This window comes from Candidatus Bathyarchaeota archaeon (assembly GCA_026014465.1).
Lineage (GTDB): Archaea > Thermoproteota > Bathyarchaeia > Bathyarchaeales > Bathycorpusculaceae > JADGNF01.
Genome location: JAOZID010000010.1, coordinates 440,761 through 467,627 on the forward strand (window position 1 = coordinate 440,761; position 26,867 = coordinate 467,627).

General features: G+C 47.5%; 24 protein-coding genes and 2 tRNA genes. 7 read left to right on the forward strand and 19 right to left on the reverse strand.

What is annotated here, in order from left to right; all coding sequences use genetic code 11:
• Nucleotides 1-8 precede the first annotated feature (8 nt).
• A complete protein-coding gene (locus tag NWF04_04400; GenBank protein MCW4005823.1) occupies nucleotides 9-281 on the reverse strand; it encodes a 4Fe-4S binding protein in 273 nt (90 codons plus the stop codon).
• A complete protein-coding gene (locus NWF04_04405; GenBank protein ID MCW4005824.1) occupies nucleotides 281-832 on the reverse strand; it encodes a 2-oxoacid:acceptor oxidoreductase family protein in 552 nt (183 codons plus the stop codon). The genes NWF04_04400 and NWF04_04405 overlap by 1 nt, the downstream gene beginning before the upstream one ends.
• Nucleotides 833-1,150: 318 nt before the next feature.
• Between NWF04_04405 and NWF04_04410 the strand changes: the two genes are divergently transcribed.
• Together NWF04_04410 and NWF04_04415 are read left to right on the forward strand one after the other, a co-directional pair.
• On the forward strand, nucleotides 1,151-2,596 hold the full coding sequence (locus tag NWF04_04410; protein MCW4005825.1) for a B12-binding domain-containing radical SAM protein: 1,446 nt from the start codon (nucleotides 1,151-1,153) through the stop codon (nucleotides 2,594-2,596).
• Between the two features lie 62 nt (nucleotides 2,597-2,658).
• Nucleotides 2,659-2,735 (forward strand) — tRNA-Asn (locus tag NWF04_04415).
• Between the two features lie 236 nt (nucleotides 2,736-2,971).
• Here the strand turns inward: NWF04_04415 and prf1 are convergent.
• Nucleotides 2,972-4,204, reverse strand: a complete 1,233-nt coding sequence (gene prf1, locus NWF04_04420; GenBank protein ID MCW4005826.1) for a peptide chain release factor aRF-1 — start codon at nucleotides 4,202-4,204, stop codon at nucleotides 2,972-2,974.
• 988 nt (nucleotides 4,205-5,192) lie between these two features.
• On the opposite strand from prf1, the gene NWF04_04425 reads away from it, so the two are divergent.
• A complete protein-coding gene (locus NWF04_04425; protein MCW4005827.1) occupies nucleotides 5,193-5,930 on the forward strand; it encodes a hypothetical protein in 738 nt (245 codons plus the stop codon).
• Nucleotides 5,931-5,951: 21 nt separating this feature from the next.
• Nucleotides 5,952-6,212, forward strand: a complete 261-nt coding sequence (locus NWF04_04430; protein MCW4005828.1) for a GIY-YIG nuclease family protein — start codon at nucleotides 5,952-5,954, stop codon at nucleotides 6,210-6,212.
• 25 nt (nucleotides 6,213-6,237) lie between these two features.
• Here NWF04_04430 and NWF04_04435 read toward each other — a convergent pair whose 3' ends face one another.
• Together NWF04_04435 and NWF04_04440 are read right to left on the reverse strand one after the other, a co-directional pair.
• Nucleotides 6,238-6,912, reverse strand: a complete 675-nt coding sequence (locus NWF04_04435) for a hypothetical protein (protein ID MCW4005829.1) — start codon at nucleotides 6,910-6,912, stop codon at nucleotides 6,238-6,240.
• A gap of 291 nt (nucleotides 6,913-7,203) precedes the next feature.
• Nucleotides 7,204-8,448 carry an HAD-IB family phosphatase gene (locus NWF04_04440; protein MCW4005830.1) on the reverse strand — a complete coding sequence of 415 codons (1,245 nt, stop codon included), beginning with the start codon at nucleotides 8,446-8,448 and terminating at the stop codon, nucleotides 7,204-7,206.
• Nucleotides 8,449-8,700: 252 nt separating this feature from the next.
• Here NWF04_04440 and NWF04_04445 point away from each other — a divergent pair, with 252 nt between their 5' ends.
• Nucleotides 8,701-9,795, forward strand: coding sequence for an ATP-binding protein (locus tag NWF04_04445; GenBank protein ID MCW4005831.1), 1,095 nt, complete (start codon nucleotides 8,701-8,703; stop codon nucleotides 9,793-9,795).
• Between the two features lie 166 nt (nucleotides 9,796-9,961).
• Here the strand turns inward: NWF04_04445 and NWF04_04450 are convergent, their stop codons facing one another.
• Nucleotides 9,962-11,350 carry a hypothetical protein gene (locus NWF04_04450; GenBank protein MCW4005832.1) on the reverse strand — a complete coding sequence of 463 codons (1,389 nt, stop codon included), beginning with the start codon at nucleotides 11,348-11,350 and terminating at the stop codon, nucleotides 9,962-9,964.
• A 116-nt stretch (nucleotides 11,351-11,466) separates the two neighbouring features.
• On the opposite strand from NWF04_04450, the gene NWF04_04455 reads away from it, so the two are divergent.
• Nucleotides 11,467-11,554: transfer RNA gene (locus NWF04_04455), tRNA-Ser, on the forward strand.
• Between the two features lie 138 nt (nucleotides 11,555-11,692).
• On the opposite strand, the gene NWF04_04460 is transcribed toward NWF04_04455, so the two are convergent.
• Nucleotides 11,693-13,537, reverse strand: a complete 1,845-nt coding sequence (locus tag NWF04_04460) for a PQQ-binding-like beta-propeller repeat protein (protein MCW4005833.1) — start codon at nucleotides 13,535-13,537, stop codon at nucleotides 11,693-11,695.
• A gap of 53 nt (nucleotides 13,538-13,590) precedes the next feature.
• The gene (locus tag NWF04_04465; protein ID MCW4005834.1) at nucleotides 13,591-14,229 is read right to left on the reverse strand and encodes a hypothetical protein; all 639 of its coding nucleotides are present in this window, start codon (nucleotides 14,227-14,229) and stop codon (nucleotides 13,591-13,593) included.
• 224 nt (nucleotides 14,230-14,453) lie between these two features.
• Between NWF04_04465 and NWF04_04470 the strand changes: the two genes are divergently transcribed.
• On the forward strand, nucleotides 14,454-15,260 hold the full coding sequence (locus NWF04_04470) for a hypothetical protein (protein ID MCW4005835.1): 807 nt from the start codon (nucleotides 14,454-14,456) through the stop codon (nucleotides 15,258-15,260).
• Between the two features lie 88 nt (nucleotides 15,261-15,348).
• Here the strand turns inward: NWF04_04470 and NWF04_04475 are convergent, their stop codons facing one another.
• The 11 genes from NWF04_04475 to NWF04_04525 form a co-directional block, all read right to left on the reverse strand.
• Nucleotides 15,349-16,866, reverse strand: coding sequence for an NADH-quinone oxidoreductase subunit N (locus tag NWF04_04475; protein ID MCW4005836.1), 1,518 nt, complete (start codon nucleotides 16,864-16,866; stop codon nucleotides 15,349-15,351).
• A gap of 15 nt (nucleotides 16,867-16,881) precedes the next feature.
• Nucleotides 16,882-18,429, reverse strand: coding sequence for an NADH-quinone oxidoreductase subunit M (locus tag NWF04_04480; GenBank protein ID MCW4005837.1), 1,548 nt, complete (start codon nucleotides 18,427-18,429; stop codon nucleotides 16,882-16,884).
• A 263-nt stretch (nucleotides 18,430-18,692) separates the two neighbouring features.
• The gene (locus NWF04_04485; GenBank protein ID MCW4005838.1) at nucleotides 18,693-20,195 is read right to left on the reverse strand and encodes an NADH-quinone oxidoreductase subunit M; all 1,503 of its coding nucleotides are present in this window, start codon (nucleotides 20,193-20,195) and stop codon (nucleotides 18,693-18,695) included.
• A gap of 4 nt (nucleotides 20,196-20,199) precedes the next feature.
• A complete protein-coding gene (locus tag NWF04_04490) occupies nucleotides 20,200-22,218 on the reverse strand; it encodes an NADH-quinone oxidoreductase subunit L (GenBank protein ID MCW4005839.1) in 2,019 nt (672 codons plus the stop codon).
• The gene (locus NWF04_04495) at nucleotides 22,218-22,532 is read right to left on the reverse strand and encodes an NADH-quinone oxidoreductase subunit K (GenBank protein ID MCW4005840.1); all 315 of its coding nucleotides are present in this window, start codon (nucleotides 22,530-22,532) and stop codon (nucleotides 22,218-22,220) included. Before NWF04_04495 ends, NWF04_04490 begins: the two co-directional genes overlap by 1 nt.
• On the reverse strand, nucleotides 22,532-23,017 hold the full coding sequence (locus NWF04_04500; protein ID MCW4005841.1) for an NADH-quinone oxidoreductase subunit J: 486 nt from the start codon (nucleotides 23,015-23,017) through the stop codon (nucleotides 22,532-22,534). Before NWF04_04500 ends, NWF04_04495 begins: the two co-directional genes overlap by 1 nt.
• A complete protein-coding gene (locus tag NWF04_04505; protein ID MCW4005842.1) occupies nucleotides 23,014-23,403 on the reverse strand; it encodes an NADH-quinone oxidoreductase subunit I in 390 nt (129 codons plus the stop codon). The genes NWF04_04500 and NWF04_04505 overlap by 4 nt, the downstream gene beginning before the upstream one ends.
• 6 nt (nucleotides 23,404-23,409) lie before the next feature.
• On the reverse strand, nucleotides 23,410-24,402 hold the full coding sequence (locus tag NWF04_04510) for an NADH-quinone oxidoreductase subunit H (protein MCW4005843.1): 993 nt from the start codon (nucleotides 24,400-24,402) through the stop codon (nucleotides 23,410-23,412).
• A gap of 37 nt (nucleotides 24,403-24,439) precedes the next feature.
• Nucleotides 24,440-26,011 (reverse strand): NADH-quinone oxidoreductase subunit C, encoded by a 1,572-nt coding sequence (locus NWF04_04515; GenBank protein ID MCW4005844.1) that lies wholly within the window; start codon nucleotides 26,009-26,011, stop codon nucleotides 24,440-24,442.
• A complete protein-coding gene (locus tag NWF04_04520) occupies nucleotides 26,001-26,531 on the reverse strand; it encodes an NADH-quinone oxidoreductase subunit B family protein (protein MCW4005845.1) in 531 nt (176 codons plus the stop codon). Before NWF04_04520 ends, NWF04_04515 begins: the two co-directional genes overlap by 11 nt.
• The gene (locus tag NWF04_04525; protein MCW4005846.1) at nucleotides 26,518-26,853 is read right to left on the reverse strand and encodes a hypothetical protein; all 336 of its coding nucleotides are present in this window, start codon (nucleotides 26,851-26,853) and stop codon (nucleotides 26,518-26,520) included. Before NWF04_04525 ends, NWF04_04520 begins: the two co-directional genes overlap by 14 nt.
• Nucleotides 26,854-26,867: the final 14 nt, after the last annotated feature.

The window sequence follows — 26,867 nt, forward strand, 5'->3', positions numbered from 1 at the left end:
TTGTTCACCTATTTTATGGTCATGGTTATTGCTTTGGTTGGGCATTCGTTCGCGCATATGCCGCAGCCTTTGCAGTAGTTGAGGTCAAAATCTAGTTCGCCAGTTTCGGGTTTCCAGTGTATGGCGCCTTCGGGACAAAATATGGTGCATAGCAGGCAGGTGGTGCATTTTTCGGGGTCACGCACAGGAGTATAAGTCTTCCAGTCGCCTGTTAGGAACTGGGTGCTTGGCTTTGATGAAACGCCTGCGGGCGCGATTTCTTTCCAGTTTTTATCAACCATTATGCTTTTGCCTCCTCGTAAGCTTGCTTGATTACAGCAATGTTTTTCTCGGCAATATCGGGGCGGAATTTGCCTTTAACTGTCTCTGCGATGCCGTCCATGGAAACCACGGATGTGGAACGTGCAACAACGCCTAGCAGGGCAGTGTTTGTTATGGGTTGACCTAAAATTTTGACGGCTATGTCGGTTGCTGGAACTGTCCAGACCGCGCCTTTTTCGATTTTGAGGTCTGCTTTTAGTTTTGCAGGTTCTTCTGCAGAGTTTATTATGATTATGTCTTCGTCACTGTTTATTCCAGAGGTGACTGGTACAGTTTTGAGCAATGTCGGGTCAAGGACTACTACTACGTCAGGGTCGTATACTGAGCAGTGAATCCGTATTGGTTCGGTGCTTATGCGCGTGAAAGCCGCTACGGGTGCACCCATCCTTTCGGGGCCAAACTCGGGGAAAGACTGTATGTACTTGCCTTCGGCTATTGCTGTTCGTGCCAAAAGCTCGCTTGCAGTCCATGCGCCTTGCCCTCCTCTACCATGCCATCTGAATTCTAACATTTTCTTCAAATCTACTTGCTCCGCGATAGTTTTTCATTAAATAGGAAATTTCCTTGATATACGTTTTTGTAGAAAAAGAAATATTCCCATGTTAATCATCAAAGTCGCAGGCGACACAGCCACACATCAACTTGACGTTTATATACAAACGATTTCGAGGCATATAAGTTTTGTATGAGGTATATCACCGCGTTTTTGGCGTCAAATAAATCTTATTAATATGAATCGCACATCATAGAAGTTGAGAGAGTGAACATCTGAACCAGCGAAGGTGAGGATAAAACGTCAAAGATACTTTTAACCAGCGACCGAACCCTAATGAGCAATTACCACAAAAACGAATTCGTAGGCTTTGGAACCTGCGCACCCCCAAACTTCCTGCCCGAATGGATATACAGCTACCTGTTTTTCCCCCACATAAAAACCCGAAAAGGCACCCCCCAAGAAGCCCCCTATGGTTTACGAAAAATCGAAGCCCAACTGCTAAAAGAAAACTTTGATGTCACCACCGTAAGCCCCACTCACCTTAAACAATTCTTAGACACCGCCGACGTACTAGGCATACATACCATGGACCCGTTTGGACTAGGTCCCGCCTCAAGCACCCTTTCTGCCCTGTTCAAAAAAGAATCCTACCTAGCAGTGCATTTCAAGCGGTTGTTGAGCCAACCAGAAATCGTCAAAGCAAAAAAACGCGGACTAAAAATCCTTGTCGGAGGTCCAGGTGCGTGGCAGTTCAAATATAGACCGGACTTCGCCAAAAAATACGGCATCGACTGCATCATGGAAGGTGAAGCAGAAAACGTTCTTGGGCGCCTGTTTGAATCAGCCGTTAAAGGCGAATTCCTACCCGAATACACCACGGTCAACCCCACCGACGTACCTAAACTTGATGATATTCCAGATATTACAAAACCCTCCGTCAACGGCTTAGTAGAAATCGGCAGAGGCTGCTGTCGGGGATGCGAATTCTGCAACGTCACATTGCGCCCGCTACGATGGTACCCCTACGACAAAATCATGAGGGAAATAGACGTCAACATAGAGAAGGGCAAAAACAAGGTCTGCTGTTTGCATGGCGAGGATGTTATGCTTTACGGCAGCACCAACGTCACTCCCGACGAGAAAAAACTCGTCAAGCTACACGAGATGGTTATGGCAAAAATCGACAGCATCTCATGGAGTCACTGTTCGCTTGCGGCGGTTGCTTCAAACCCCAAACTGTTCGCTCAGTTAAGCGAGATTATACTAACGAAGCAGGATTGGTGGGGCGCAGAAATCGGCATCGAAACAGGCTCAGCCGAGTTGGCACAAAAGATTATGCCGGCTAAAGCGTACCCGTTCAAACCCTCAGAGTGGCATGAAGTGGTTAAGCAGGGCATGGGGTTGATGCATGATAACAATTTGGTTCCCGCCGGCACAGTCATCGTCGGCTTACCCGAAGAAACCGAAGACGACCTGCTCAAAACCATGGACATGATAGACGACCTCAAAAACTGCCGCAGCCTCATAGTCCCCCTATTCTTCGTCCCCTTAGGCAAACTCAAAAGCAAAGACTGGTTCAAAAACACCGAACTAAACAACCTACACAAACAACTCCTCATCCAATGCGCCGAACACGACTTCCACTGGGTCGGCAACCTCATGGACATAACCTTCTCAGGAAAATGGTACAGCCCCGCACTCAAAAGCGGCTACAAAGTCTTCACATGGATAGCCAAACGCAAAGCCAGAGAACAAGAAACCAAAGCCATACCCGCATAACCAAAGAACTAAACTTAAATACTCTACTTCCGACTTGAGAGAGCATATGCGCTTTGCGCTGTGCCGCCGTAGCTCAGCTAGGTAGAGCGGCTGGCTGTTAACCAGTCGGTCATAGGTTCGAGTCCTATCGGCGGCGCCAAACCTAACCATAAAAAATTACTGTTTTAGGTTATGCCGAGACTTCCTTTTTTTGATCAGTTGCTTTAGCTGTTCTGTAAGAATGGACAGTGGCAGTTCTCTATTTGACCTTGGGTCAGATGATATTTCCCGTATCAAAAGCGGCTTTGGTGAGATTTCTTTGGGGTTTTTGCTCCAGGGTCGTATGTTTTCTGTTAGCCAGTCAATTTGTTTTTGCTTGAAATTCTCGTTTTGTTTTCATCCATGTCTGTATCTTAGGAAAGCTGCGAATCCTCCCAAAGAGGCGAGCTTTGATTTTTCTTCTGACATGGTAGATATCACTTCAACTATGGCGTCTGTCTGTGTTGCGGCATCCTCCAAAACGTCAACGATGTCTTTCTCCTCCACTGCGTAATCAACGGCACCGCACCGTTCACATGGACTTAATATCATTTCGCTAATAGCTGGTGCATTTCTCTTGTCTAGAATCTTAGCCTTTGATAATCCGCATCGTTTACACAATACAACGTTTTCAATCATGCCCGTGTTGTCGGTTACTATGGCAACTTCAGCTTGGCCTTCCCTAAGTGCTTCCAACACCGAATCCAGCCCATACGTGACCAACCCATATTGTTTTGCCAGTTCTTCCATAAGGCGTTGCACGGTTCGTTTCTCTTCAGGGGCGCACATGCCTTTAAGTACGTCGAATGATTTGCGCAGCATTTCTTTTACACCGTCTGGACCTGCAGATTGTGTATCAACTGTGTCTAAAAGCATGTTCTTCAACTCATAGTGCAGGTAAGTTCCCTTCAGAAAATCGGTTTTGGTTAATCCAGGTCCCCCAATCAGCAACACCGTGACTTTGTAATTCTCCAGAAACAGTTTTGTTGCGTGTTCCGCGATTCTGTGGAAAAAGTTTGTGAGCTCCATGTTGCGTTCTCTTTCGTAACGCCTTTGGCTTTGCCCGCCTTTTCCCGACTTGCCCGGAATTCCTGATGTTATGGTCTTTAGTAGTTTAAAATGTTCTCCGATGAGTATACCAAAGCAGGCTTCTTTTGCATCCAACGCGATAAGCCCCACGACTTTTTGGTCTCGGAGCATTGCCCTAAGTGGTTCAAGCTGGAAATGATTATCAACCACGCATAGATACATAGCAAGGGGTTCGGGTGGAACAATTTCCTCAAAGGTCAAGACAGGGTTGTTTGTGGGAAAAGTTCCGGCGAATACTACAAGGCCATTCGCGGGAATTTCTTTTTCTTGTTTTAGACGTTGGATTAGTTTTTTGAGGTTTTTTTGGAGCTGACCTTCGATTCGCTCCGATTTCTCATCGATAGAGGTGTTTTCTTTTTTTATGGTTGCGATTATCTTGTCTATTGTTGCCTCTGGAGGTATGTAGAGTGAAATGAAGTCTTTGTCTTTGCCTTCTTTGTCTGCTAACCAGGCTATGAGCTTTCTTAATTTGTGCTGTTTAACGGAATCTGTTGTTGCCATGTGGCATGCGTGAAAATTTGGCCCATTTTTGATGGACAATCTGGCACCTTAACAGTCGGTTACCGCGTGGGCTAATTTATTATTTTCTTTAGGGAAGCTGCTTTTGTTTTCAAGTGGCTGGAGTTCCATGTTGCCGTCGAAGGCGATGGACCTGAAGGAACAAGATGTTGAATTTGACCCCAATTGTTCCCATTTTGAGCATAACGGAGTTAAAGCATTCAGAGGGATCAAAGGAATTTACTTTCAGTAGCAATGTAGTTGCTCCATGAAAAGGATTGAAGGAGAAACATATGTCCAAAACGCCATAAGAAAGGTAAAGAAAAACTATTGTTATGGTCACACTCTCAGGTATGAAGCAGAAAGCCATTAGGGGTGTGTCAATCGGTGAGAACAAAATAGAAAACTAATGCAGCATACAAAGCTGTTTACTGTTGACCCACAGAGGGCACAAATAAACTTGCTAATAACTACAAAAATAAAACATATCCAACAAGACTAAAAATAAGGAATAACGACCAAAATTTTGGTGTTTGAGAAAGAAGAAGTTCCAGGTTGGGTCTAAGCCTGAACGGCTAACATTGCTCAGTCAATTGTTAACTAACTGTCTTTTTGCGTGCCTTATTTGAGGTTATCTGGTAAGGTTTGCAGAGTGCAGATAGTTAATGCGCCTACTGTTCTTTGTTGGCACATTCCAGCTTGCTTCTCAACCTGGGTATATAAAATACGTAGTCTATATAATATAAGCGTAGCGTCACAGAAAAATTACATCTGCAATTGACCTCTCAGGGTTTTTGACAAGAAAAATTAAATTAATCCATGTTGCTTAAGCGTGCGGACAAGAAATGATGGTGTGTATATAACTCTGGGCGCTGTGGAGAATCTGATGAGTCAGGGTAGTGTGCAGATGTTTTATTTATATAATCTTGAAGGTTTTTAACTGGTATTCACAATAGGGTATAGAGGCCTAATTTGTTGGTGTTGATTTGGGATGAGTAAGGGCAGGGTTAAGTTTGAGAGGGATATTAAAGCGCTTGTTTCGCGGTTGTCGCTGGACATGGAGACCCTGCATGCTCAGAAACTTTGCAAACTAAAAGATGACCTCATCGAAATGCACAAAGAAAACATTGTGAAAATCAACCACTCCGTAATGGAGCTCGTCTGCGCAAAATACCTTATCCAAAAAGGCTACGACGTCCAAGTCGAATACGCCCTAAACGACATCCTAACCTGCGACCTGCACGCCATCAAAGGCTTAGGCAACTTTATCATAGAAATCGAAACAGGCTACATCCCCCCTGAACACGCCATGGACCCCCTAACCTACACGTACACGCGGTTAGCCAGCAAAATCATACGCTACAGCAGCTTCTCAGGAAAATTCGCCATAGGCGTCCCACCCCACTACATTTTGCCGTTGCCGCGTACGTTGACGTTGCCGCCTAAAAAAAGAGCCGCCGCAGAAGTCGAACGCATCAAAAACCTATGCGACTATTACTACCAAAAACCCCCCGTCACCTACGAGGGCATATGCAACGCGCGCATACACGAAATTTACGTCATCGACGTAGACCACACCCAAGTCATACCCATGGACCCCGAAGCTTACACACGCCGAGTCCTGCACAAAGCCGCCCGATTCGCATTAGAAGAAGAACCCGTCGTGGAGCAACTGCAAACCCAAAAATCACTGCAGGAAACCGAAAAAATCGACCACTACTGCAAATAACACTGTGGAGAACACACAAGCATGAGTTACTATGTTTACATTTTGCTTTGTGAAGACGGCAGCTTCTACACGGGGTACACCAAAAACGTTGTCAACCGCGCCGCCCAGCACGCAAACGGCACTGGAGCTCGCTACACCAAAATGCACAAACCCAAAGAAATCGCATACACCGAACAGTTCCCCACCCGCAGCCAAGCTATGAAACGCGAAAAAGCCATCAAAAAACTAAGCCACGAGCAAAAAGCAAATCTGATCCTACAACAAAAAAAGGGTAGGGAGTAATTTTTGAAGTTATTTTTGAAATGATTTAGTGGTATTTCTTGTATGCAGCGAAAACCACGCCAGCAAGCATCACAGCAACTATGGTGGTAGCTATTGGGGTTTCAGGGACGACAAATAGGTCGAGTCCAGCTTTTACTAGACCTGATGTTTGAGCTTCACCGTCATCGTAGACTTCTATGTGCATTTTCATTGTGTGTGTTCCAGGTTCTAGGATAAATGATGCTTCGTATCCTTGAACGTGTGATGAATCGCCGTCATAACCTATTCCAACCCAAGCGAAGTCGGGGGGAACGCCGTCATTTCCAGAGTCACCGAAGAAAACTTTGTTGCCAGTTGCGTTGATTGCTGCCCATGCGTCAGATTCAGAGAGTAGACCAGGAACGCCTGGTTCAGTCAGAACTAGAACATACATGGTATGTGTGTTCATGTCGTAGCGTAGGTAGGCTTTTGCTTCAACGGGTTTGCTATCTTTGAATGCGCGGTACATGTCTGCAAAGTAATCTTGGGTCAAGTCCCACTCGCCGATGTTGCCATCTACTGTTGCGGTGCCGTAGGTAGGTTCAAAGGGATCAGCTGCGTTTACAATGCTAGCAAAGCCCATGAGAAGAAGCAGGGAAAGAGCAGAAAGCATAAGGAATTTCTTGCTGTGTAGTCTGTGTTTGCCAGTTTGGTTTCGCGAAATTAGTAGTTCTCTATTCAATGTGCCTTTATTCTCCTTTCTGTATATCACTTGTATACACGTACGGATATACAATAAAAACTAAGATTATACTATACTGCAACCAAAAGCACCCAAAACACACATAATATCAAGCAAAAAGCACATATCAAAAGCTAAAATGACCTAAAAACTAAAAAATCTCACCCAAATTCTTTCACGCATTTGAAGCGCGAATTTTTTAACTTTTTATCCACAATCAAACCACCGCGCTGAACGAATCAAACATAAAATAATACACAAAAAACGCAAAGCAAACAAAAATCAATGTAGCTACACAAGAAAAACAAGCAGCAACCCAGTCCCCAACGGAATCAAAAGGTTATCATTCACAGGCAAAGGCAAGTATTCAATAGCCATCGCAGTAACTGCGCCAACTAAAGCAATCCAAGGAGACACAAAAACGGTTCCAGCCAAAAAAGCAAAGAAGAAACCTGCTAGGGTGCCTTCTAGGGTTTTTGTTCGGTTGAAGGGCATGGGTTTTTTGGATAGGGTTCCGCCAAAGAGTGAGGCGGTGCTGTCTCCTAGGGCGAACATAGCTATGGCTGCGCTGCTTGTGGGTGCGGGGAAAATCAGGAGAGTGAGCATGATGCCAACGGCGAAGTATATGGGGGCTAGGGCGAATTCGCAAAGTTCGGTGTTGGAGGCGGCGTGGCGGGTTATGGTTGAGATGAGGGGCATGTTTGTGCCGCGTAGCCTTAGGAACTCTGAGATAGCGTAGACGCAAATCATGGTAAGGGTTATGGCGGTCATTAGGGGTACGCCAATTAGCATGGCAACTATGGGTACGAGGAAGCCTGACATGTGGATGGATTCGCGTAGCAGGTCTTTGTGGGAGGGGAAGGGTTTGGTTTTGGTTTCGCCGTGTATTATGGGCAAGATTTTGGTTAGTTTGCCTGTTACGACTACGTCTGCTTTGTAGCGTATCATGAAGTCGGGGTTGTAGCCGATTTTTTGGATGTCTTTTAGGTATATGCTGGCGTTGTTGCGGTCGTCAGCTACTACTACGCAGTCTTCTAAACGCAGGTTCTCAGCCTCCACAAGCTCCTTTAGAACCAAAACCTTGCCGTTTTGCTCGGTAACATCACCCCAAATCTCGCCTGTCAAAGCGCCGTCTTTAACGCCGATTTCCACACCCACAGCGTAATCTGCCCCAACTATAGACGCAATATGCTCAACCAAACGCGTAGGCACGCCTGAACTAACCAGCGCAGTCTTGCAGCCCTCAGATTTCAAAGCACAAAAAACCTCCACCGCACTAGGCAAAAACGGCATCTTATCCAAAACCTCCAACAAAAACTCCACCCTCACCCCACGAGCAACACCATAAACCCCACGCAACGCCCGCCTCAAACGCAACGCCCCAACCTCATACAAAAAACCATAAACCAAAATCTTAAACAAAGCAAGCACACCCAAGCTTTTGCCTACATCAAAAAACAGGCGATTCTTAGGAACCAACACACCCTCAACATCGAAAACAACCAGCTTAGGCTTCCTACCCCGCTCAACATTCAAAGATTTTCACATCAACCCGAAATTTTAGATACCCAAACTAATAGACACTGAAAACTAAAAAGCTCTTCCACCCAAAACCACAATAATAGCCAAACCAAACGAGGGGAGTCACATTCTTTTGGAGACCCAAATAGTTTTCAACTCTAATAATATTGGTAAACGACCCTAAAATTGAAAAGTTGAATCAAATATTGTTACGTTATGAAGTCACCAAGTAATCTGCGGTTTGGAAAAGAGGTTAATGAGGTTCAGTTGAAAGATATTCAGTTTTTAATCAACAATGGAATTGAAGAGTCCCAAAATCTTGAATACAAACAACCAAACCAAGAGGAGGAGTTCGGTGCCGATTGTGACAATATCGCTAGAATACTGTCTAGTTTCCTCAATACAGATGGCGGGATAATAGTCTATGGCGTTTCGGAAAAAAGGGAAAAAGTGCATAACCGCCCGGCTGAAATTAAATGGTGCACAGCAGAAAAGGAAAGAATAGAAAACCTTCTATTGTCTAGAGTTCAACCGTGGGACGAGAATACAAGAATAAAGAGAATAGAAAATAAAACCAAACGAAAAGAAGGCATTTTCGTTATTGAGGTCCCTAAAAGCAACAATCCCCCACACATGTACAACAGTATTTACTACCAGCGTTTGAATTATCAAACGAAACCCATGGGTCATGAAAGTGTTCTGAGGGCATTTCAAAGTAGTTATACAAGACGACGAGACATAGTCAAAAAGGTTATTGAGCCATTATACGCAGAAATAACAGAAATATGCGAAAGACTACAAAAGTTCAAGAGCACATCGGTGAGTAAACAACCGCAAATAAAACTGCATGATAGATACTTGTACGACCAGCTTAATCCGACTTTAACAAACAGAATTGACGAATTCTATGAAAGAGTCGTGAAGCTCCAACCAGTTTTGGATTGGCAAGCATATAAGATAGCAATAAAGATTATTCGCAACCAACTGATAGAAAGATTTCCTAGAAAAAAGGAAGCATTTCCAGAAGACAGCAACAATAACATCTTAGAACTATACATAAAAACAAAAGACGTGAGCGGAAATATAGAAAACAAGAGAAGCAAAATTGCGTGGGCACTCTTTAAAAAACAAACGATAGACGAATATCTAAAAGCCGAATACCCACATGAAACAATTGCAGGATATACACCAGAGGTTACTCCTTCAACTATCAAGTTTAGCAAGGAAGAATTCGAAGACTTTTGGAAGAAATGTCAAGTAAGTGCCAAACAAAATGACGAAAATCAAAAAGCATGGAACGAAATAACCGAACTTTTAGAAATAGGCAAAAAAATCTTGGAAGAAATTAAGGTACAGGCTTAAACAAACGCAATCAAGCAAATTAACACGGGTGGTAACCAAAACAATAGCCATGTATCGCAGACAGCAAAGAGAGGAGTTAAAAAAAGCAATTACGCATGATTACCAATATAGTCCTCAAAAACAGAATGAAAAAAGAACAGGTTTTCAAATAGCAATAATTAGAAATTTAGGCGGGGTGTTTGTTGAGTTCGGCCATTTTTTTGTGGATGGCTGCGACGGTTTTTTTGACGTTTTTGTCTTCGACGACTATGATGATTTGGCTGGTGTGGGGGGCGAATATGCCGCGTTTGATGTTTATGCCTTGGATTGAGCTGATGGCGGTGGAGGCTACGCCGGGGCTGTTTTTCATTTTGTCGCCTATGAGGGTTACGATGCCTAGTCCGTAGTCGATTTTGAGGTGTTCGTCGAAGCCTTTTAGGCGGTCTTCGTTTTTCTGTAGGTAACCGGAATCGAGGAATAGGAAGTCTCGGATGCGTTCGCCTGTTTCTAGGGTTTCGGCGCCTAGGTCCATGAAGTCGTTGCGGTGTTCCCAGATGCGCAGGGAGTCTTCGAGAGAGCGGCTTTTGTCGTCGCGCATGGAAAGTATGGCGCATCCTGATTTGCCTGTTAGGCATTTTACGACTTCGTCGCCTTGGCTTTGGGTTTGGATGGAGGAGTACATGGCTGGTTCGTCAATGGGCACCACGAGTAGCGGCACAGAGAAGCTGCGTGCTAGTGCTATGGCGGGGCCGTGTACGATTTTCATGCCCATTAGTGAGGCTTTGTGGGCTTCGTTGTAGGTCATGGAGGCGATGTGGCTGGTTTTTTGTCCGCGGACGACTTTGGGGTCGGCGCTTTGGACGGGGACGTCTTTGTAGAGTCTTGTTGTGGTTTCGTAGCATTCGTTGAGAAGGCAGGAAACAAAAACTGCGGTCAAGTCAGAGCCGCCTCTGCCCAAAATGGTTTCTAATCCGTCAGAGGTGACACCGAAAAAGCCGCCCATGACGACGACTTTGCCTTGTTTTAGGGGCTCGGTTAGCAGGTTGAGGCGTTTTCTGCTAAGCTCTAAGCTGGGTATGGCGTCTTCAAACATGTCGTCGGTAACTATGGGCCAGTGATGCGGGGAAACACAAGTTGCGTCTACGCCGTGGCTTTTTAGGATGTAGCACATGAAAGAGGCTGTGGCTAATTCGCCGCCGTAGGTTAAAACTTTGGCTCTTACGCTACCAGCGAAGCGTTTGTTCACTATGCGTAGAGCTTTTTGGGTTTGGGTTCTGTAGTACTCGAGTTCTTCTTGTGCGGATTCAAGCAGATCAGCGTTCACGTAACGTTTAACTAAATTGTTGTAAACCTGAAAGATAGCATCCACAGAGGACTGTTTGTTTTGGGCGCAGGATTCACCGATGTTTATTAACTCGTCAGTGCAGCCTGTGGGAGCCGAAAAAACCACCACAGGACCAACACCATCCAAAGCCTTACGCTCCTTAATACGTTTAACAATTTTAGGGATGCCCTTGCCTTCAATATCAAGCAAGCTGCCGCCGAACTTTGCAATTGAAAGTTTACCATTCATCATAGATAACGCCTTGACGCTCCCATATGGAGGCTCACCAAGACTTTAAATAATTTTTCCCCACCAACCCTAAAGATTTTAAAGACACAGTGAACAAGAGAAGATGAAACCAACAAAGAGCCGAGATGGCAGAGTGGTTAACGCGCGGGCCTTGAGAGCCCGTGGACCTTCAGGTCCGCAGGGGTTCGAATCCCTTTCTCGGCGCCACTTCCCCCTCCCACCAGACACAAAATCTTTTTGTCACTACAAAATCTGCAAGGGCTGGTTCAGCGTTAGCTACGGGTTGAACATGACGTACTTGGGTTTGCTTAAAAGAAAAAAGAAAGAAGGGAAAGGAGGAGGGTTTTATCTGCGTCGTAGGATGACTGCGGCTACTGCGACTATGATGATGATTGCTATGGCTGCTATGGCTATGTAGATGGTCATTGTGGAGGCGTTGTCGCTTGGTGGTGGGGCGGTTGTGGGGGATGCGGAGATTGCGGGTGTGGCTGAGGTTGAGCATACGCCTACTGCGGCTTCAGCGCATGAGCCAAAGTATGATTTGGAGCCGTCAAAGTTTGCGATGATTGTGTATTTGTCTTCTGTGGGTGGCTGCCACATGATGCTGTAGAAGCCGTTGGAGTCGCTTTGGGCGGTGCCGATTTCGTGGGAGCTGCCGCTTGAGTCAACAGCTGTTAAGTGCACGGGGACACCGTTTACTGATCCTGAGAGCGGTTTTTGCATGTAGACGTATTCCATCCACGCGGTCATGTCGTCGTCGGATATGGCAGGCATGCCTTCAGCTCCGGGGGACAGGTCGGTTACGGTGCCGCTTATGACTACGGAGCCGCCAAGGGGAACTGCAGTGTCAGGTGCGTCAACGGTTGTTTTTGTTTGTCCTTTGCCAAAGCAGTAGATTTGGTTGTCGTACGCGTTTAGCCCGACTAGGTAGCCGTCAGCAAGAGCAAAGCTTCCGCCCATGCCGCCGTTAGCCCAGAAGGATATCTTCCAGAGTTCATCACCGCCATCTGCTGTTAGGCAACGCATTTTGAATCCTGGTTCTAGTGAGGGTCCGGGGGAGTGTTCAGAGCCGTAGCAGTAGAGTTTGCCGTCTGCAGCTACACCAACAGATACAGGGGTGTTTGGCCAGTAGCCTGTGTTGCCCATGGATTCTGTTTTGGTGCTCCAGTCGAGGTTGCCTGTTTGTGCGTTGTAGCAGTAGACTGTTCCGCCTTCTCCGATGCTGTCTCCAGAGTACAGTTTGCCGTTGTAGAACTGGGCGGTTACGCCGTACATGTGCAGGTCGGTTTCAGAGGCGGATGGTCCCCAGAGTTTTTCGCCGGTGGTGGTGCTGTAGCAGTACCATTGGCAGGTTTCTTTGGCAAATACTGCGAAGTAGCCTTCGCCGACAGCGTCCACGCTTAGGGTCAAGTTGCCTTCAGGCCAAGGGTTCTCTTGTACCCACATGACTTGCCCAAGGGTTTGAGGCTTGATGCTTATGCCAAACGTAGTATACGATGCAGGTGTGGGGTAAGTTGCCATACCAAGCATGCCCATGCCGCTGGCGAAAACCATCACTTGAGATTCAGAGTCAATGCCGACGTTAGAAGCCATAGGAGGCAAAGGCGAAGAACTGGTCAAAGAGACATTGGTTGTCAAGCCAGAGGAGGCATCTATTGTTCCGCCAAGGGTGGGTCGCCACATCCAGTAGCCGTTGTTGGCTAAGGGCGAGTTAGAGGGGAACGAATCCAAGATGCACGCAGTGGAGTTCCAGACTGCAATGGTGTTTGTTTGCATGTCAACGTTGTATAGGAGTATGCTCCCTGCGGAGTCGATGTACTGGTTTGAAGCGCCAAACATTGCGCCGCCTGAGGGTACACCTTCAAGGGTGCATATCCAGTTGCCAGTGAAAGCGTCAAACATTGCCCACAGGGTTTGGCCATTTTCAGTGTAGGTTGACCACAGGTAGGGTAGGACGCCGTGCTGGTTTGGCGAGTTGTAGTTAAGCAGTTGCCCAAATGATAGTTGTGGGTATTGCTGGTTTAGGAAGCCGCCTGCGATTTGCATTGAGCCAGTGCTGTTCTGGTACCAGATTTCCTCGCCCGTGCGTAGGTCAACTGCGTGGAAGCCGTACATGGGCGGGTTTGGAGTGTTGTAGTAGAGTACGCCGCTGATGATTATTGGGGGCGACCAGTAGCTTTCATAGGACAAGCCAGTGTAGTAGGCATCGTTGCCGAATTTGCCGTCTGCGACACCACCAAAGGTTATGGGTTAGTCCAGACGATGTGTGCGCTTTCGGGGGCTTTGGTATAGGGGTTTCCTTGTCCGTTTCCTAGCCAGTTACCTGCAATTGAGGACCATCCGACTATGGAGTCGCTTATTGGGCGCTCCCAGTAGCCAGTGGGCATCGGAACGGTGTTGTCGGTTGGAATTTGCTCTGTCTGCACTACAATTGAGGCTTCGCTGGAGCTTGGCTCGAAGTAGTCACCTATGTAGGAGGCACCACCAAACATGGAGATGCTACCCCACCCTTCAGGAGGCGGGTTCTTGCCTTCTAGCACTTGTCCAGGGAATTCAAGTTTGAAAGTGTAGGTTCCCGTTTGTGTTGGTGTGTACCCTAAAAAGATGGTACCTACGGGGTCAGAACCAAAGGTTCCTAGTTCCTCAGTTGTTCCGTCGGGTTTGGTTACGGTGACTTTGAGGTTTTCCCATTGGTCGCCGTATTCGCCGCTTGCGGTCGGTGGGACTTTGTCTAGCCATGCAAAGATGTTTACGGGTTGGTTAACGCCTGTTGGGTTTGGGAATACTTCGATGTACGCGAAAGTTGGGATGTCAATTGGGGGGTCGTGTGCGGTGGCTGTGGGTAGAGCAGTGAAGACGATGGGCATTGTTAGAAGCAGCATTAGACAGAGAGGACATAGAGATTTCATTATTGATATTTTCAAATTTCTCTCTCCTGTTTTATGGAAGAAAAACTGTCTGAATTACGTTTTTAATTATTTGTAAAATACACAGTTACTTACAATGTATATGATGTTGTAAAACCATTCAAGCATAACGCAAAAAACATCAGGAAAAGCTTAATTAAGAATCTTTTAGCAAGTTCCAATAATCGGGAGAGGAAAAAATGTCACAAGCCCCAGACCACATTGAACTTTTAATGCAGCTTGGACTTACTCTCAATGAAGCAAGGGTTTACCTTACACTTTCTGAAATGGGAAAAGCCACTGCAAAAGCTCTGTCAAGAAACTCTGGAGTAACACGGGAATTCATCTATCAAATACTGCCAAAACTCTACAAGAAAGGAATTGCAGAAGTAGTCATAACGTCGCCTAAAACGTTTAGGGCTATTCCGCTTAAGAAGGCGTATGCTGTTTTGATGCAGCAAAAAGAACAAGAAAACTCAGAGTTGCAGCAGAAAATTGAGGATGCATGCAAACGATGCCCCGACGTAAGCAGCCAAAACCCCGATGAACCCCAAATATTTATGATACCAACTGGAAAAGCCATGTACTCAAGGATTTCTCAAGAATACAAGGACGTTCACCAAAGCATAGACCTTACAATTCCTTTAAAGAAATTCTTGGATTTAACAAAGTTTTTCTACAACATCTCCAAGGTCATGACAAGAAGAGAAGTCAAACTGCGAATACTTGTAGAAAAACAAGAGCAAGACAACGTAGAAAAATACGAAGACGTAACACCCATGGCAGAAATAAAATTCATAAACACCACCACCCCCACAAACCCCACACCAATTGAAATGATGCTTTTTGACAAAAAACGGCTCATGTTCTCAACTTCAGCCGAAAACAGCATAGACAAAATGACCTGGCTCTACGCAAATAACCCCTTCATAATAAAACTAGCCAGCAACTATTTCAAGACCAAATGGGCCCTAGCTGCGCCTGCAAAGATTATGCAAGCCACTTAAACGACGGATTTTTCAAAAACTTCTGCTATGCTGCACAGCAGGCAGGGCTTTGGTTAGATAACAAAGAAGAATGAAGGGGGATTTTGGTTTAGACAAATGTGGGGATGAGCAATCGGAGTTGCTCGGTTACTGGTTGGATGAAGTCGAGTACTATTTGTGGGTAGAGTCCCAGTACGATGATTGCTCCGATTAGTATGAAGACTGGGATGAGTAGGCGTTTGGGTTCTTTTATGCGTGTTTCGTCTTTGGGTTTTTTGGCGTACATGTAGTTTATGAGGCGTAGCAGGTAGGCGGTTTGGACAACGCTCATCAAGACTCCGATGATGGCTAGCCAGGTCATGTCAGCTTGTATAGCTGCAGTGAACACGAGAAACTTTGCAATAAAACCGCCCAGCGGAGGAACACCCGCAAAGGACAACGCGGCTATGGTTAAAGCCAACGCGGTGAGGGGCATTTTTCTGCCTAGCCCTGAGAAGTCCTCTAGGGTTCTAAAGCCGTAACGGTTGATGATGCCTACTGCCATGAACGAGACGGCGGTGGTTATGCCTCCGATTAGGAAGAAGTACAGGTTGCCCGTGATGCCTAGCGCGGTTACGCTGGTGATGGCTACTAGGTTGTAGCCGACGTCGGCGACGCAGATGTTTCCAATTAAGACTTTGACGTTGTTTTGTATGAGCGCGAACATGTTGCCTACGATCATGGTGAAGGCTGCCATGATGCCGAGCATGAATGTCCAGTTGAGGATTCCAAGGTCAGGGGTTAAGATGTAGATGAGGACGCGTATGAGCACGTAGTAGCTGCCTTGGTCGATTATGGCGGAGAGAAAAGCGGAAGAAGAGGATGGGGCTGCGGCATATGCGTCAGGTAGCCAGAAATGGAACGGTACGATTGCGGCTTCTATGGCGTAGCCTGCAGCTATGAATATGAAAGCTAAAATGAGAAGGCTCTTGTCAGCCAACACGGTTAGGGCTTCGCGTACAGCCCAGAAATTCAAAGTTCCCGTGATGCCATAAACAAGGGATAAACCAAAAACGATGAATGCAGACGCGATAACAATCATGACGATATATTTGAGGGTGGAGTTAAGCGACGTACGGTTTTTGCGGTACAGCATCAAGAAGCTTGAGCCTGCCGCGGCGGCTTCCCAGAATATGAACAGTGTGAGGAGGTCGCCTGCGCATACGGCGCCGATTAGGGCTGCGGTTAGCATGAGCATGATGGCGAAGTATCGTTCTGAGGGGCTTTCTTTGGGGTTGACGTGGAATATGCTGTAGAGCAAAATTACGGCGGTTACGGCTACGAAGATGATTACGAGGTAGAGGGATATTGCGTCTACCATGAAGGCGCTTGATACTGCGGCTATTTGCGGGTCTTGCGTGTTTGACAAAGTTATGTTGACTATGGACTGCTCAAGGGGCAGGGCGTAATACTGCGTAGCGAGGTTTGCAACTGTTGCAGAGGTTGCCACAAAAACTATAGCAAACCAGACAAGAGTCAAAGCAGTAACTTTGCTGGTTCTACGGATAAGCTTGAAAATTGGGATTGTCAAAAGTGCAAAAATAAGCAACGTAGCTATGGGTAACGCTACCTCGAAGATGCCAACCATCGTTTTCTCACGCCGTTAAATAAACCCTACCGTGTTAATCAGGTTTATAAAGAATGTGGGGTATACTCCGAGAATTACCACAAAAACTATCAAAATCAGCATTGCTAGTTTCATGTAGTTGGGTACGTCAACGATTTTTTTGTGGTGGGCGGTGTTTGCTGTTTCGCTGTCTGTGTTGCCCGTTTTTGATTGGCTAAGGAAGATTCGGTAGATAAACCGCAGAGAATACGCCAGTGAGAGCACGGTGGCTATGAGCATGAAAACGGTTGGGAGCAGGTAGAACTGGTTATGCTGGATAACTTCGAAGGCACCAACGAATATGAGGAATTCACTAATGAAACACGCGAACGGCGGAGAGCCCGCGATGCTTAGTGCAGCAATAATAGAGGAAGCACCAGTGAAGGGCATCTTCCAAGCTAAACCGCCCATATCGCGGATGTCACGCACTTCGGTCTGGTGCATAACAGAGCCTGCGGAAAGGAACAAAAGCCCTTTGCTTACTCCGTGAGTGAGTATGTGAAGCACGGTTCCCACAATCGCGGGGGTTAAGGCTAGCATTCCGCCTGCGAGGGGGTTAGCTGGGTACAAGGAGAGCCCAAACATGATGTAGCCCATGTGGGCGATGCTTGAGAACGCGATTATACGCTTGATGTCGGTCTCCACCAAAGAGATGAAGGCTCCAAAGAACGCGGTGATTACGCCAAAAACTGCCAAGCCGTGAAGGAAGGTGACGGCAAATTCTGTTCCTGCTATGGCGGGGAAAACGGTGCCCAAAGATAGACGTAGTATGGCGTATGCGCCTGCGCTGATGATTACTCCGCTAAGAAGGGCGGACATGGTTGCGGGGGCTTCAGAGTGTGCGTCGGGAAGCCACATGTGCACGGGGACAACTGCCATTTTGACTGCGAACCCAGCGGTTAGGGCAAGCAGTATCCAGCGGGCGATATCGGGGGAATTCATGAGGGCGGCTTGGACAGTGGTTATGTCTGTTGCGCCTGTGACCATGTAAATCGCGCCAATGCCTAGCAGCACGAAGACGGCGCCTGCATGGGTGAACACGAAGAACTTGAAGGCGGCGCGGTAGGATTCGCGGTAGCCCCAGCCTCCGATTATAAAGTACGCGGGGACGAGCATAAGTTCCCAGCAGAAGTAGAACAAGAGCAGGTTAGATGTGATGAAGACGCCTACGAGTCCTACGGAGAGCAGGCTTAAGAGGGCGTAGTAGACGGGGAGGTTTTTCTTGCCTTCCATGTATTTTATGCTAAAGATCGCCGAGACAAAAACCAGCAGTAAGCTGATTATTGCAATCGAGGCGCTGATGCCGTCTGCGAACAGTGTGAAGTCGGCGTTTAGGACGGGAATCCAACCGTATTGTTCGGTGTAGGTGGAGTGATCCATTATGGTTGGAACTGTTGTTAATACGAGTCCAATGTTGATAAGTGATATAAGCGCAACCAAGAGGGCTGCAATTTTGGGAGATTTCTTTCCAGCTAGATAAACAAGTGGCGCTCCTAAAGTTGGGAGCAGAAAGACCGCAAGCAGACTATATGGCAAGTTATGCACCTATAGCCAAGATATCATTATCGAATTCAATATAAATCTATCACAAAAAACTCCCAACCAAGTATAGCAAATGAATAAAACATCAAAAAACAGTCAGGGCATACGTTCAATATAACAGCAGTTTTAACGCGATTAACTCTAAGACCATTCAGCATACACCGTAAAGCAATATTCAAATGGAAAAAAGAAGGCGGAGCAGCGTAACAAACGCGCTTTCCCAGGCAGAAACGCTTCTGCAAGCAAAGTTTTCGGGTCTAAACGGTTTAGAGGAAGGTGGAGGTGGCGGCGTTTATGATGTCAACGAAGAACGAGGGGAAGATTCCGATGATGACGACTATAGCGGCTACGAGTATCATGGAGAATAGCATGAACCGTTTGTTTTCGAGTTTCTTGTTTTCGATGGGGGTCTTGGGGGTTCCAAGGAACACGTGTGAGATGAAGCGCAAGCCGTAGGCTAAGGATAGGACTGCGGCGGCTAGCATGAGGGCTGTTGGGATTATGTAGAAGCTGTCGACTTGGATCATTTGGAAGGCGCCCATGAATATGAGGAATTCGCTTATGAAGCAGGCGAAGGGTGGGGTTCCGCCAAGGCTTAGGGCTGCAATGGCTGAAGAGATGCCTGTTATGGGCATTTTACTGCCTAAGCCGCCCATTTCTTTGATGTTGCGAACTGCCACTGCTTGCATAACTGCACCTGCGGTGAAGAAGAACAGACCTTTGCTAAAAGCGTGTGTAACTATGTGAAGCACGGTTCCGGTCATGGCGGTTTCTAGGGTCATGGGTGCGAACAGGGAGACTCCAAAGAGTATGTAGCCCATGTGACTGATGCTTGAGTATGCAATAATGCGCTTAATGTCAGTTTCCACCAAAGCGACAAAAGAGCCAAAGAACGCGCTAATTACACCTAGAAGGGCTAAGGCATGTAGGAACATTGTTCCAAAGTCTGTTCCAGCGACTGCGGGAAAGACGGTTTCCATGGATACGCGTATTACTGCGTAGGCTCCTGCGCTGGTTAGGACACCACCCAAGAGTGCGGACATGGGTGCTGGGGCTTCGGAGTATGCGTCTGGGAGCCAGAGGTGTACGGGGAAGATTGCCATTTTTACTGCAAAGCCAGCCGTTAGGGCGAGCAGTATCCATTTGACGATTTCAGTGTTTGCAGTGAGTAGGAGTTGTTCGGCTTGGAAGAGATCGATGCTGCCTGTGACCATGTAAATCGCGCCAATGCCCAGCAGCACGAAGACGGCGCCTGCATGGGTGAACACGAAGAACTTGAAGCTGGCTTTGTAGGATTCTTTGTAGCCCCAGCCTCCGATAAGGAAGAACGCAGGGACAAGCATGAGTTCCCAGCAGAAATAGAAGAACAGCAGGTTAGATGTGATGAAGACGCCCACAAGTCCTATGAAGAGCAGGGTTAGCAGCGTGTAGTACACTGGCAGGTTCTTTTTGTCTTTCATGTAGTTTATTGAGTAGAGGGCTGCTGCTGCCATTAGCACCATAGTTATGATGACCATGGATAAGCTGATGCCGTCCACGTACAACGTGAAGTCAGAGTTTAGAACTGGAATCCAGTCGTAGCTCTCCACATAGTTATGTTGAGGGCTATCGAGCATAGTTGGAACAGTCGTCAAAGTCAACGCCAGCGTAGCCAGCGAAACCACAGCTAACAAGATAGCCGCGGACTTTGCAGATTTCTTTCCAGCTAAGTAAATGAACGGAACAGCCAAAGTTGGCAGTAGAAGAACAGACAATAGAATTGGCAACATTGTTTTACACTCCTATGCTTATTATGATTAATATGACGAGCATTATGAAGCCGATAAGGGCAGCTGCAAGGTAATGCTGTAAACTGTCGGAAGACCGTTTCGTCACTTTTTTGGCAGAATCCTCAGTGCGGTGTCCGACTACGTCAAGCAGGCGGTCAGCAAGGGAATCTATGGCTTTTACTTTGGAGGCTGAGCTTTCGGTTTTTCCAGCAGCGGCAGTTACCACGTTGTCAGCGGCGGCATCCAAGTATTTGTGGACTCCTCCAGCAAAGCGGATAACGCTTGTAGCGACGGCTTGCGGGAAAACCTCCAACGCCTTGACCTCGACAAACTTTACGCCTGAAGAGAAAGCGTTCAAGCCTCGTACGACGCCTTTTTCGTAGAAGTCATCAAAGAAGTACCCGTGCGCCAACAGTTTGGAGACGGGGTTGTTTGGGCTGCGTATGGCGGTCATTATGGAGTAGTTCTTGAAGTACGTCGCGTAAACGAGCAAGCCTGCGGGGACAAGTATGGCGGCGAATATGGCGGTTTCGATGTTTAGGAAGGCGCCAAGGAAGCTTGTGTGAGCTTCTGAAGCCAAGAAGGTACCTAGATAGGGCATAACAAAGCCCCAGATGATACACAGGGCGCCGAGGACTATGGCGGGGGCAAGCATGACTTTGGGTGCTTCGTGAACGTGGAGTTTTTGGATGTGTTCGGATTCTTTGCCCAGAAACACCAGCTTGATGAATCTTAGGCTGTACGCGAACGTCATGGCAGTTGCGGAGAATATCAAAATCAACTGTAGAATATTACCTGATTCCATGAGGCTTTCAATTACCAAGCCTTTGCTAAAGAACGCCGCGAACGGGGGCAAGCCGCTGGTGGTTATAATCATCAATACAGCCAAGACAAACGTGACAGGCATGAGCTTTCGCAGTCCACCCATCAAACGCATATCGCGGGTGCCCAGCGCGTGGATTATGCCACCTGCCAAAAGGAATCCCAGACCCTCGAAGAAGGCGTGGCTCATCATGTGGAACAAGCTGGCGAACATGCCCAAAGACTCAGGAGAATGCACCGTACCCAAAGCAGCCATCATGAAACCCAGCTGGCTCACGGTGGAGTAGGCAAGAACACCTTTGATGTCGGGCGTGTGAATCGCAAGGGTTGCACCCAAAAACGCGGTCAGGACACCTATCCAGGCTACGGTGGGCAACCAGAGGTCAAGGGTTGCGACCAAGGGTCCTGCGATTAAGATGAAGCGGGCAATTAAGTAGATACCTGCTTTGACCATGGTGGCAGCGTGCAGTAAAGCGCTAACAGAGGTTGGGGCTTCCATGGCGCTGTAGAGCCAAGTGTGCAAGGGGAGCTGCGCGGATTTTGCGACAGCCCCGCCCAGTATCAGAAACGCTATGGCTGTTAGGGTGGGGGTTGGAATCATGGCGATGTTGTCGATGGCGTATCGGAAGCTAAAGGAGCCAAGTTCGGTGAATAAGAGTCCGATGGCGCCCAGCAGTAGGACGTCGCCGATGCGGGTCATGAGGAAAACTTTGTTGCCTGCTTTGACGGATTCGGGGCGGTGGCTCCAGAAGCTAATTAGAGAGTAGCTGCAGAGTCCGACCATTTCCCAGAATATGAACATCTGCAAAAAGTTGTCGGAAACAACAAGGCCTATCATGGAGCCGATGAACAGGAGTAGGAAGAAGTTGTATCGGGTGAGGTTTTGTTCTTCTTTCATGTAGCCGATGGAGTACACGGCGATTATTAGTCCAAAGAAGCTTACCAGGCAGGCGAACAGGACGCCTAAGGGGTCAATGAAGACACCTGCGGATATGTTTTGGGTTACCCAAGGCACGTAGGATTCGAGTCCTGTAGAAGCCACTGGAATAAGTGAGAAAGCCAAAACAGCAGTTACCGCGCTTACTGCTACGACGTAGAGGTTTCGTGCGGTGCTGCCGATTTTAGCGATTAAGGGTACAAAGAGACAGGAAACTAGTGGGAGTATCCATACTAGCCATGCTGAAAGTTCGGTTAATTGCATTATTGTTTCTCCTCGGTTTCTGGTTCAGTTTCTGGGGGAACGATTTTGCTTATGTCGCTTGTTCCATACTTTTTGGAGACGACAACCAGTAGTGCCAAGATGACGGCGCTGACGGCTGTGTCGGTGGAGAACGCCAGTATCAGGAACGCTTGCCCGATGTCTTTGCTCATGGAGGAGGCAAGCATTACGAAGTTGAGAGTGGCGCCAGTTGCGATTAGCTCAATAGACATGAAAACTTTGAGCAGGTGACGTTTAGTTAACAAACCGTAAATGCCAATAGCAAGCATTATCATAGATAAAATGACAAAGTCCATTATTGTTCGTCGCTCCCTGAGTTTTTGTGTTTACGAGTGTAAAGCACTATGACCATGCCTACAGCCAACGTTAACACGACCAATCCTTGCAAGACCACGTCCACGCCTCTTAGGTCCCAAAGGGCTTCGCCAAAGGAAACATCGTAGGCGACCGAGTTGGGAGAGGATAGAGAGAACAGTATGGCAGGCAAGGACAAGACAAAGCCTGTGACCGCTACCGTGAGGGCTTTAGTACTGGAGGTTTTTGCTACGGGTTTTTCGCTGAGCATCTCGCCAGATAGGAACAGGATGGCGATGGTTCCGATGCCTACGGCGAACTGGAATATGGCGACGTAGGGTGCGCCTGTTAGGGCGTACAGTAGCGAGGTGAGTAGGAATGTTCCTGCTAGGGCTGCTACTGCGTAGATTGCTTCGTCTAAAAATATGGCTAGACATGCAGAGATAACTAAGCCTATACTTACTACTTCAAGTACTCCAGGTATCATGCTGTTGCACCTTCATCTTCACTTTTTTGTGGTATTTGGGGTTTGATAACCAGTGACCCTTTGTCTGTTGTTGCTAATTCGAATATGTCTGTGGGTTTGATGGCGTTTCTGGGGCAACTGTCGGCGCATTGGTAGCAGAAGATGCAGCGGTCAAGGTAGAACACTGGGCGTTTTTTGCCGTTCATCTCCACCATTTCAATGGCTTTTGCGGGGCAATCTCTGCTGCACAGACCACAGCTTACACACAAGTCAATATCAAAGACCTGTTTGCCTCTAAAGCCCTCTGCGGGGGTGCATTTAACGAAGGGGTATTTGCCCGTAGCGGGTTTAGCAAAGATGTGCGAGAGGACCCGTCGGAACATTGGTGATATTCGAAGTTTTACCATGTTTTATCAGACCATTGGGTAAATCCAGTATACTAAGCCGATTGTCAGCATCAAAGACAGAACTGATAGAGGCAACACAAACTTCCAGTTGATGTTAACCACCTGGTCAATGCGCAACCGTGCAAACAGCACCGTCAAGTATTCGGAGAGTATGATTATGGCAACTACTTTGAGTGAGAACCACAAAGTTCCCCAGAGTTCAGGCAGAAAACCAAACGGTACAGGACCTGCAGCGCCGCCCAAGAACAGCACGGTAATTAGAGCTGCTCCGAACACGACTTGTACGTCGCGGGCAAGCTTTAGGAAAGCCAGTCTGCCACCGCTGTATTCGGTTTCGTGACCCGCTACAACTTCGCTTTCTGCGTGGGGAACATCGAAGGGGTCTTTTTCAAGTTCGGCTTGCATAGTGATTATGAACAGTATGAACGCCCAGGGCGCTAAGATGGCGAAGGGTAGCCATTGGTTGGCTACTATGGTGGTTATGGTGAGGCTTCCAGCTAAGAATGCAGGTGCCAACGCGAGCAACACTAAGGGGAGGTCGTAGCCTAGGAACTGGGTTAGGACTCTTGCGCCTCCAAGGGAGCTGTAGGGGTTGCTGCTTGACCATCCAGCCAAGAACAGCATAAAGTTTGCAACAGAAACCAGCGTCATAACGAAAATCAAGTCGCCGCCAAAACTTACGTTGGGGATAACTGTTGCGCCATCAATGGGCAAAAAGGATAACGCGAAAACCAGGACAGACACCGCTATTACGGGGACAAAACGGTAGATTTGACGTTTTGAATCACCGGGGGTGATGTCTTCTTTGGTGAGCATTTTGATAAAGTCTGCTAAGGGCTGCAGTATGCCGCTTGGACCAGTAAAGCTTGGACCCATGCGGTTTTGCATGCGGGCCTCTATTTTGCGTTCTACCCAGTCGCAAAACAGGGTAAATGATAGTATGAAAGTGAAGCCTGGAAAGACAAGCACTCGGAAGAGGAGCAATAGGATGTCAATCATGTTTTTTCACGTGTTTTGTTGTTGTATTGTGTTGTGTTTATCTGTCTGTGCATGAGAAGCATGGGTCAAGGCTTACGAAGTTTGGTGGAACATCCGCGAAGGGTTCGCCAACTGCTGTTGTTAGGAAGGCGGGTATGTTCGCAAATGTGGGGGTTCGCACTTTGACTCGTTCGGGGGAAGTGGTGCCGTTGCTTTTAACGTAGTAGAAGAGTTCGCCTCTGGGGGCTTCCACGCGGTTGATAGCTTCGCCTGCGGGAACAACACGTGGGGCTTTAACCCTGAAAGGTCCAGAGGGCAAGTTGTCAAGAGCGTATTCAATGATGTCAATGCTTTGCTCGACTTCATCCATGCGAACGTTCATTCTTGCCCATGTATCGCCTGCATCATAGGTAATGACTTTGAAGGGAATCTCGCCGTAAGCTTCGTAGGGTTCATCTGCGCGTACGTCAATGTCTACGCCAGAGCCGCGTGCTACGGGACCAACAACACCAAGTTTGAGCGCGTTTTCACGGCTAAGAGTGCCGATGTTTTGCATACGCAATCCAATGCTGGGTTCTTCACGGTAGACCTTACTGTAAAACGGTAGCCGCTTACGAAGGTCAGCGAGGACGGATTTGATTCTTGGGATGTCGGTTTCTTTTACGTCGTGACGAACGCCGCCCACGGTCATGGAAGAGGATATGACGCGGTTGCCAGTGACCATCTCGGTGAGGTCCATAATGGGTTCGCGGTCTCGCCAGAAGTACTGGAATAGGGTTTCGTAGCCGATTTCTAGGCCTGCGTGTCCCAAAGTTAGTAGGTGGCTGTGGAGCCTGTTGAGTTCTAAAATTATGGTTCTTAGGTACTTGGCTCTTGGGGGAACGTCTGTTTTGAGGATTTTTTCTACGGATTCAACAAACGCGCATGCGTGGCAGCTGTTGCAGATACCGCAGATACGTTCTACCAAGTAGACGTCTTGCAGGTAAGTTCGTGACTCGGAAGCTTTTTCAACGCCGCGGTGGACGTAGCCGATTCGTGGTATGACCTGTTTTACGGTTTCGCCGTCAACGAGCACGGAGAACTTTTCGGGTTCCAACAGTGCGGGGTGCTGGGGGCCAATGACGATTTTTACTAGGTCGCCTTCGTCGGATTTTTCTTCAGGAGGGGATGGGTTGAGTTTGACTTCGTCGAGGTTTATGTCTTTGCGTAGGGGGTAGACGCCGTCGGGCCAGGTTTCTGGGAGGACGAAGTGTCCTGCGCTGGGGTTGCCTTCGAAGGTTACGCCTAATAAGTCGGTTACTTCGAGTTCGTGCAGTCCTGCGCTTGGCGCGACGTTGTTGGCGGTTGCAAGCGTGGGGTCTGTTTTGGGAACCTCAGCTTGTATGGTTATGAAAGCGTTGCTTGTGCGAACGTGATAGTAAACGCCGATGTTTTCTCCTAAATCGATGCCTGTGATTGAGGTGACCGCGGTTTTCTCGTCGGCTTCCACCATAGCCTTGAAAACGTCAAGGTGGTCGTTGCCTTTGGTTACAACTGCGGCGGTGCCAAGATGACCAGGCACAATTTGAACAGGTTTACCCTTCAGTTTAGTTTCAAGAATTTTTACAATATCAATTCCATTACTCGGCATCTTGTTTTACTTCCTCTTCAACTTTTTCTGGTGCAGAAGCCTCTTCTTTCTCGACAGGCGCAGGCGCTTCTTTTGCGGGTGCAGGTGCGGGAGGCGCCGCCAAAGCGTTGAGAAGCTTTACTACACCGTCAATTATGGCTTCGGGACGGGGGGGACAACCTGGAATGTAGGCGTTTACGGGAAGAACTTTGTCTACTCCGCCGAGGGTATTGTAGGTTCCTTGGAAGACGCCGCCTGAGCAGGCGCAGGCGCCTATGGCAACGACGAATTTGGGCTGGGGCATTTGGTCGTAGATGCGTTTTAGCCTTTCAGCGCATTGTCGGGTAACTGAGCCTGTTACAAGCAAGACATCAGCGTGCCGTGGGGTAGGTTCTAGCTTAACGCCGAAGCGTTCAACATCATATTTTGGTGTGAGTAAAGCGACAATTTCTATGTCGCATCCGTTGCAGGCTCCTGAGTTAAAATGTATAACCCATGGGGATTTTAGTCGTGCCCAAGTTGCTAAATCAGTCATGTTCATTGCCTCCATCCAGTAAGAGCAATCCAGCTATGAGCATCGTGGCAAGGTAAACAAGCATCAGGGGAACGTTCATTCCCATTTCCATGAATGATCCGTACGCTAAGAGTAATACGGCGCTGTCTAGGACTACGAAGTAGATTAGGTATTTGTAGAGAGATATGCTGATTTTTAGTTTGGGAAAAGTGATTTTTTCTCCGCAGGCGTAAGTGGAAAGTTCTGCTTCTGTTTGGACGGGTTTTGGTGCTGCTCTTCGACCTAGGTAGTAGATTAGTGAGGCAGCAGCTAGAATAAGCAAGAATGCAATTATGGATTCAATGATCAATTATGTTTTCTCCC

Coding starts and splice junctions, on each gene's coding strand:
- NWF04_04400 (MCW4005823.1), bottom strand. CDS start 281: ATGGTTGATAAAAACTGGAAAGAAATCGCGCCCGCAGGCGTTTCATCA.
- NWF04_04405 (MCW4005824.1), bottom strand. CDS start 832: ATGTTAGAATTCAGATGGCATGGTAGAGGAGGGCAAGGCGCATGGACT.
- NWF04_04410 (MCW4005825.1), top strand. CDS start 1,151: ATGAGCAATTACCACAAAAACGAATTCGTAGGCTTTGGAACCTGCGCA.
- prf1 (MCW4005826.1), bottom strand. CDS start 4,204: ATGGCAACAACAGATTCCGTTAAACAGCACAAATTAAGAAAGCTCATA.
- NWF04_04425 (MCW4005827.1), top strand. CDS start 5,193: ATGAGTAAGGGCAGGGTTAAGTTTGAGAGGGATATTAAAGCGCTTGTT.
- NWF04_04430 (MCW4005828.1), top strand. CDS start 5,952: ATGAGTTACTATGTTTACATTTTGCTTTGTGAAGACGGCAGCTTCTAC.
- NWF04_04450 (MCW4005832.1), bottom strand. CDS start 11,350: ATGATGAATGGTAAACTTTCAATTGCAAAGTTCGGCGGCAGCTTGCTT.
- NWF04_04465 (MCW4005834.1), bottom strand. CDS start 14,229: ATGCTGCTTCTAACAATGCCCATCGTCTTCACTGCTCTACCCACAGCC.
- NWF04_04470 (MCW4005835.1), top strand. CDS start 14,454: ATGTCACAAGCCCCAGACCACATTGAACTTTTAATGCAGCTTGGACTT.
- NWF04_04475 (MCW4005836.1), bottom strand. CDS start 16,866: ATGGTTGGCATCTTCGAGGTAGCGTTACCCATAGCTACGTTGCTTATT.
- NWF04_04485 (MCW4005838.1), bottom strand. CDS start 20,195: ATGTTGCCAATTCTATTGTCTGTTCTTCTACTGCCAACTTTGGCTGTT.
- NWF04_04490 (MCW4005839.1), bottom strand. CDS start 22,218: ATGCAATTAACCGAACTTTCAGCATGGCTAGTATGGATACTCCCACTA.
- NWF04_04495 (MCW4005840.1), bottom strand. CDS start 22,532: ATGGACTTTGTCATTTTATCTATGATAATGCTTGCTATTGGCATTTAC.
- NWF04_04500 (MCW4005841.1), bottom strand. CDS start 23,017: ATGATACCTGGAGTACTTGAAGTAGTAAGTATAGGCTTAGTTATCTCT.
- NWF04_04505 (MCW4005842.1), bottom strand. CDS start 23,403: ATGGTAAAACTTCGAATATCACCAATGTTCCGACGGGTCCTCTCGCAC.
- NWF04_04510 (MCW4005843.1), bottom strand. CDS start 24,402: ATGATTGACATCCTATTGCTCCTCTTCCGAGTGCTTGTCTTTCCAGGC.
- NWF04_04515 (MCW4005844.1), bottom strand. CDS start 26,011: ATGCCGAGTAATGGAATTGATATTGTAAAAATTCTTGAAACTAAACTG.
- NWF04_04520 (MCW4005845.1), bottom strand. CDS start 26,531: ATGAACATGACTGATTTAGCAACTTGGGCACGACTAAAATCCCCATGG.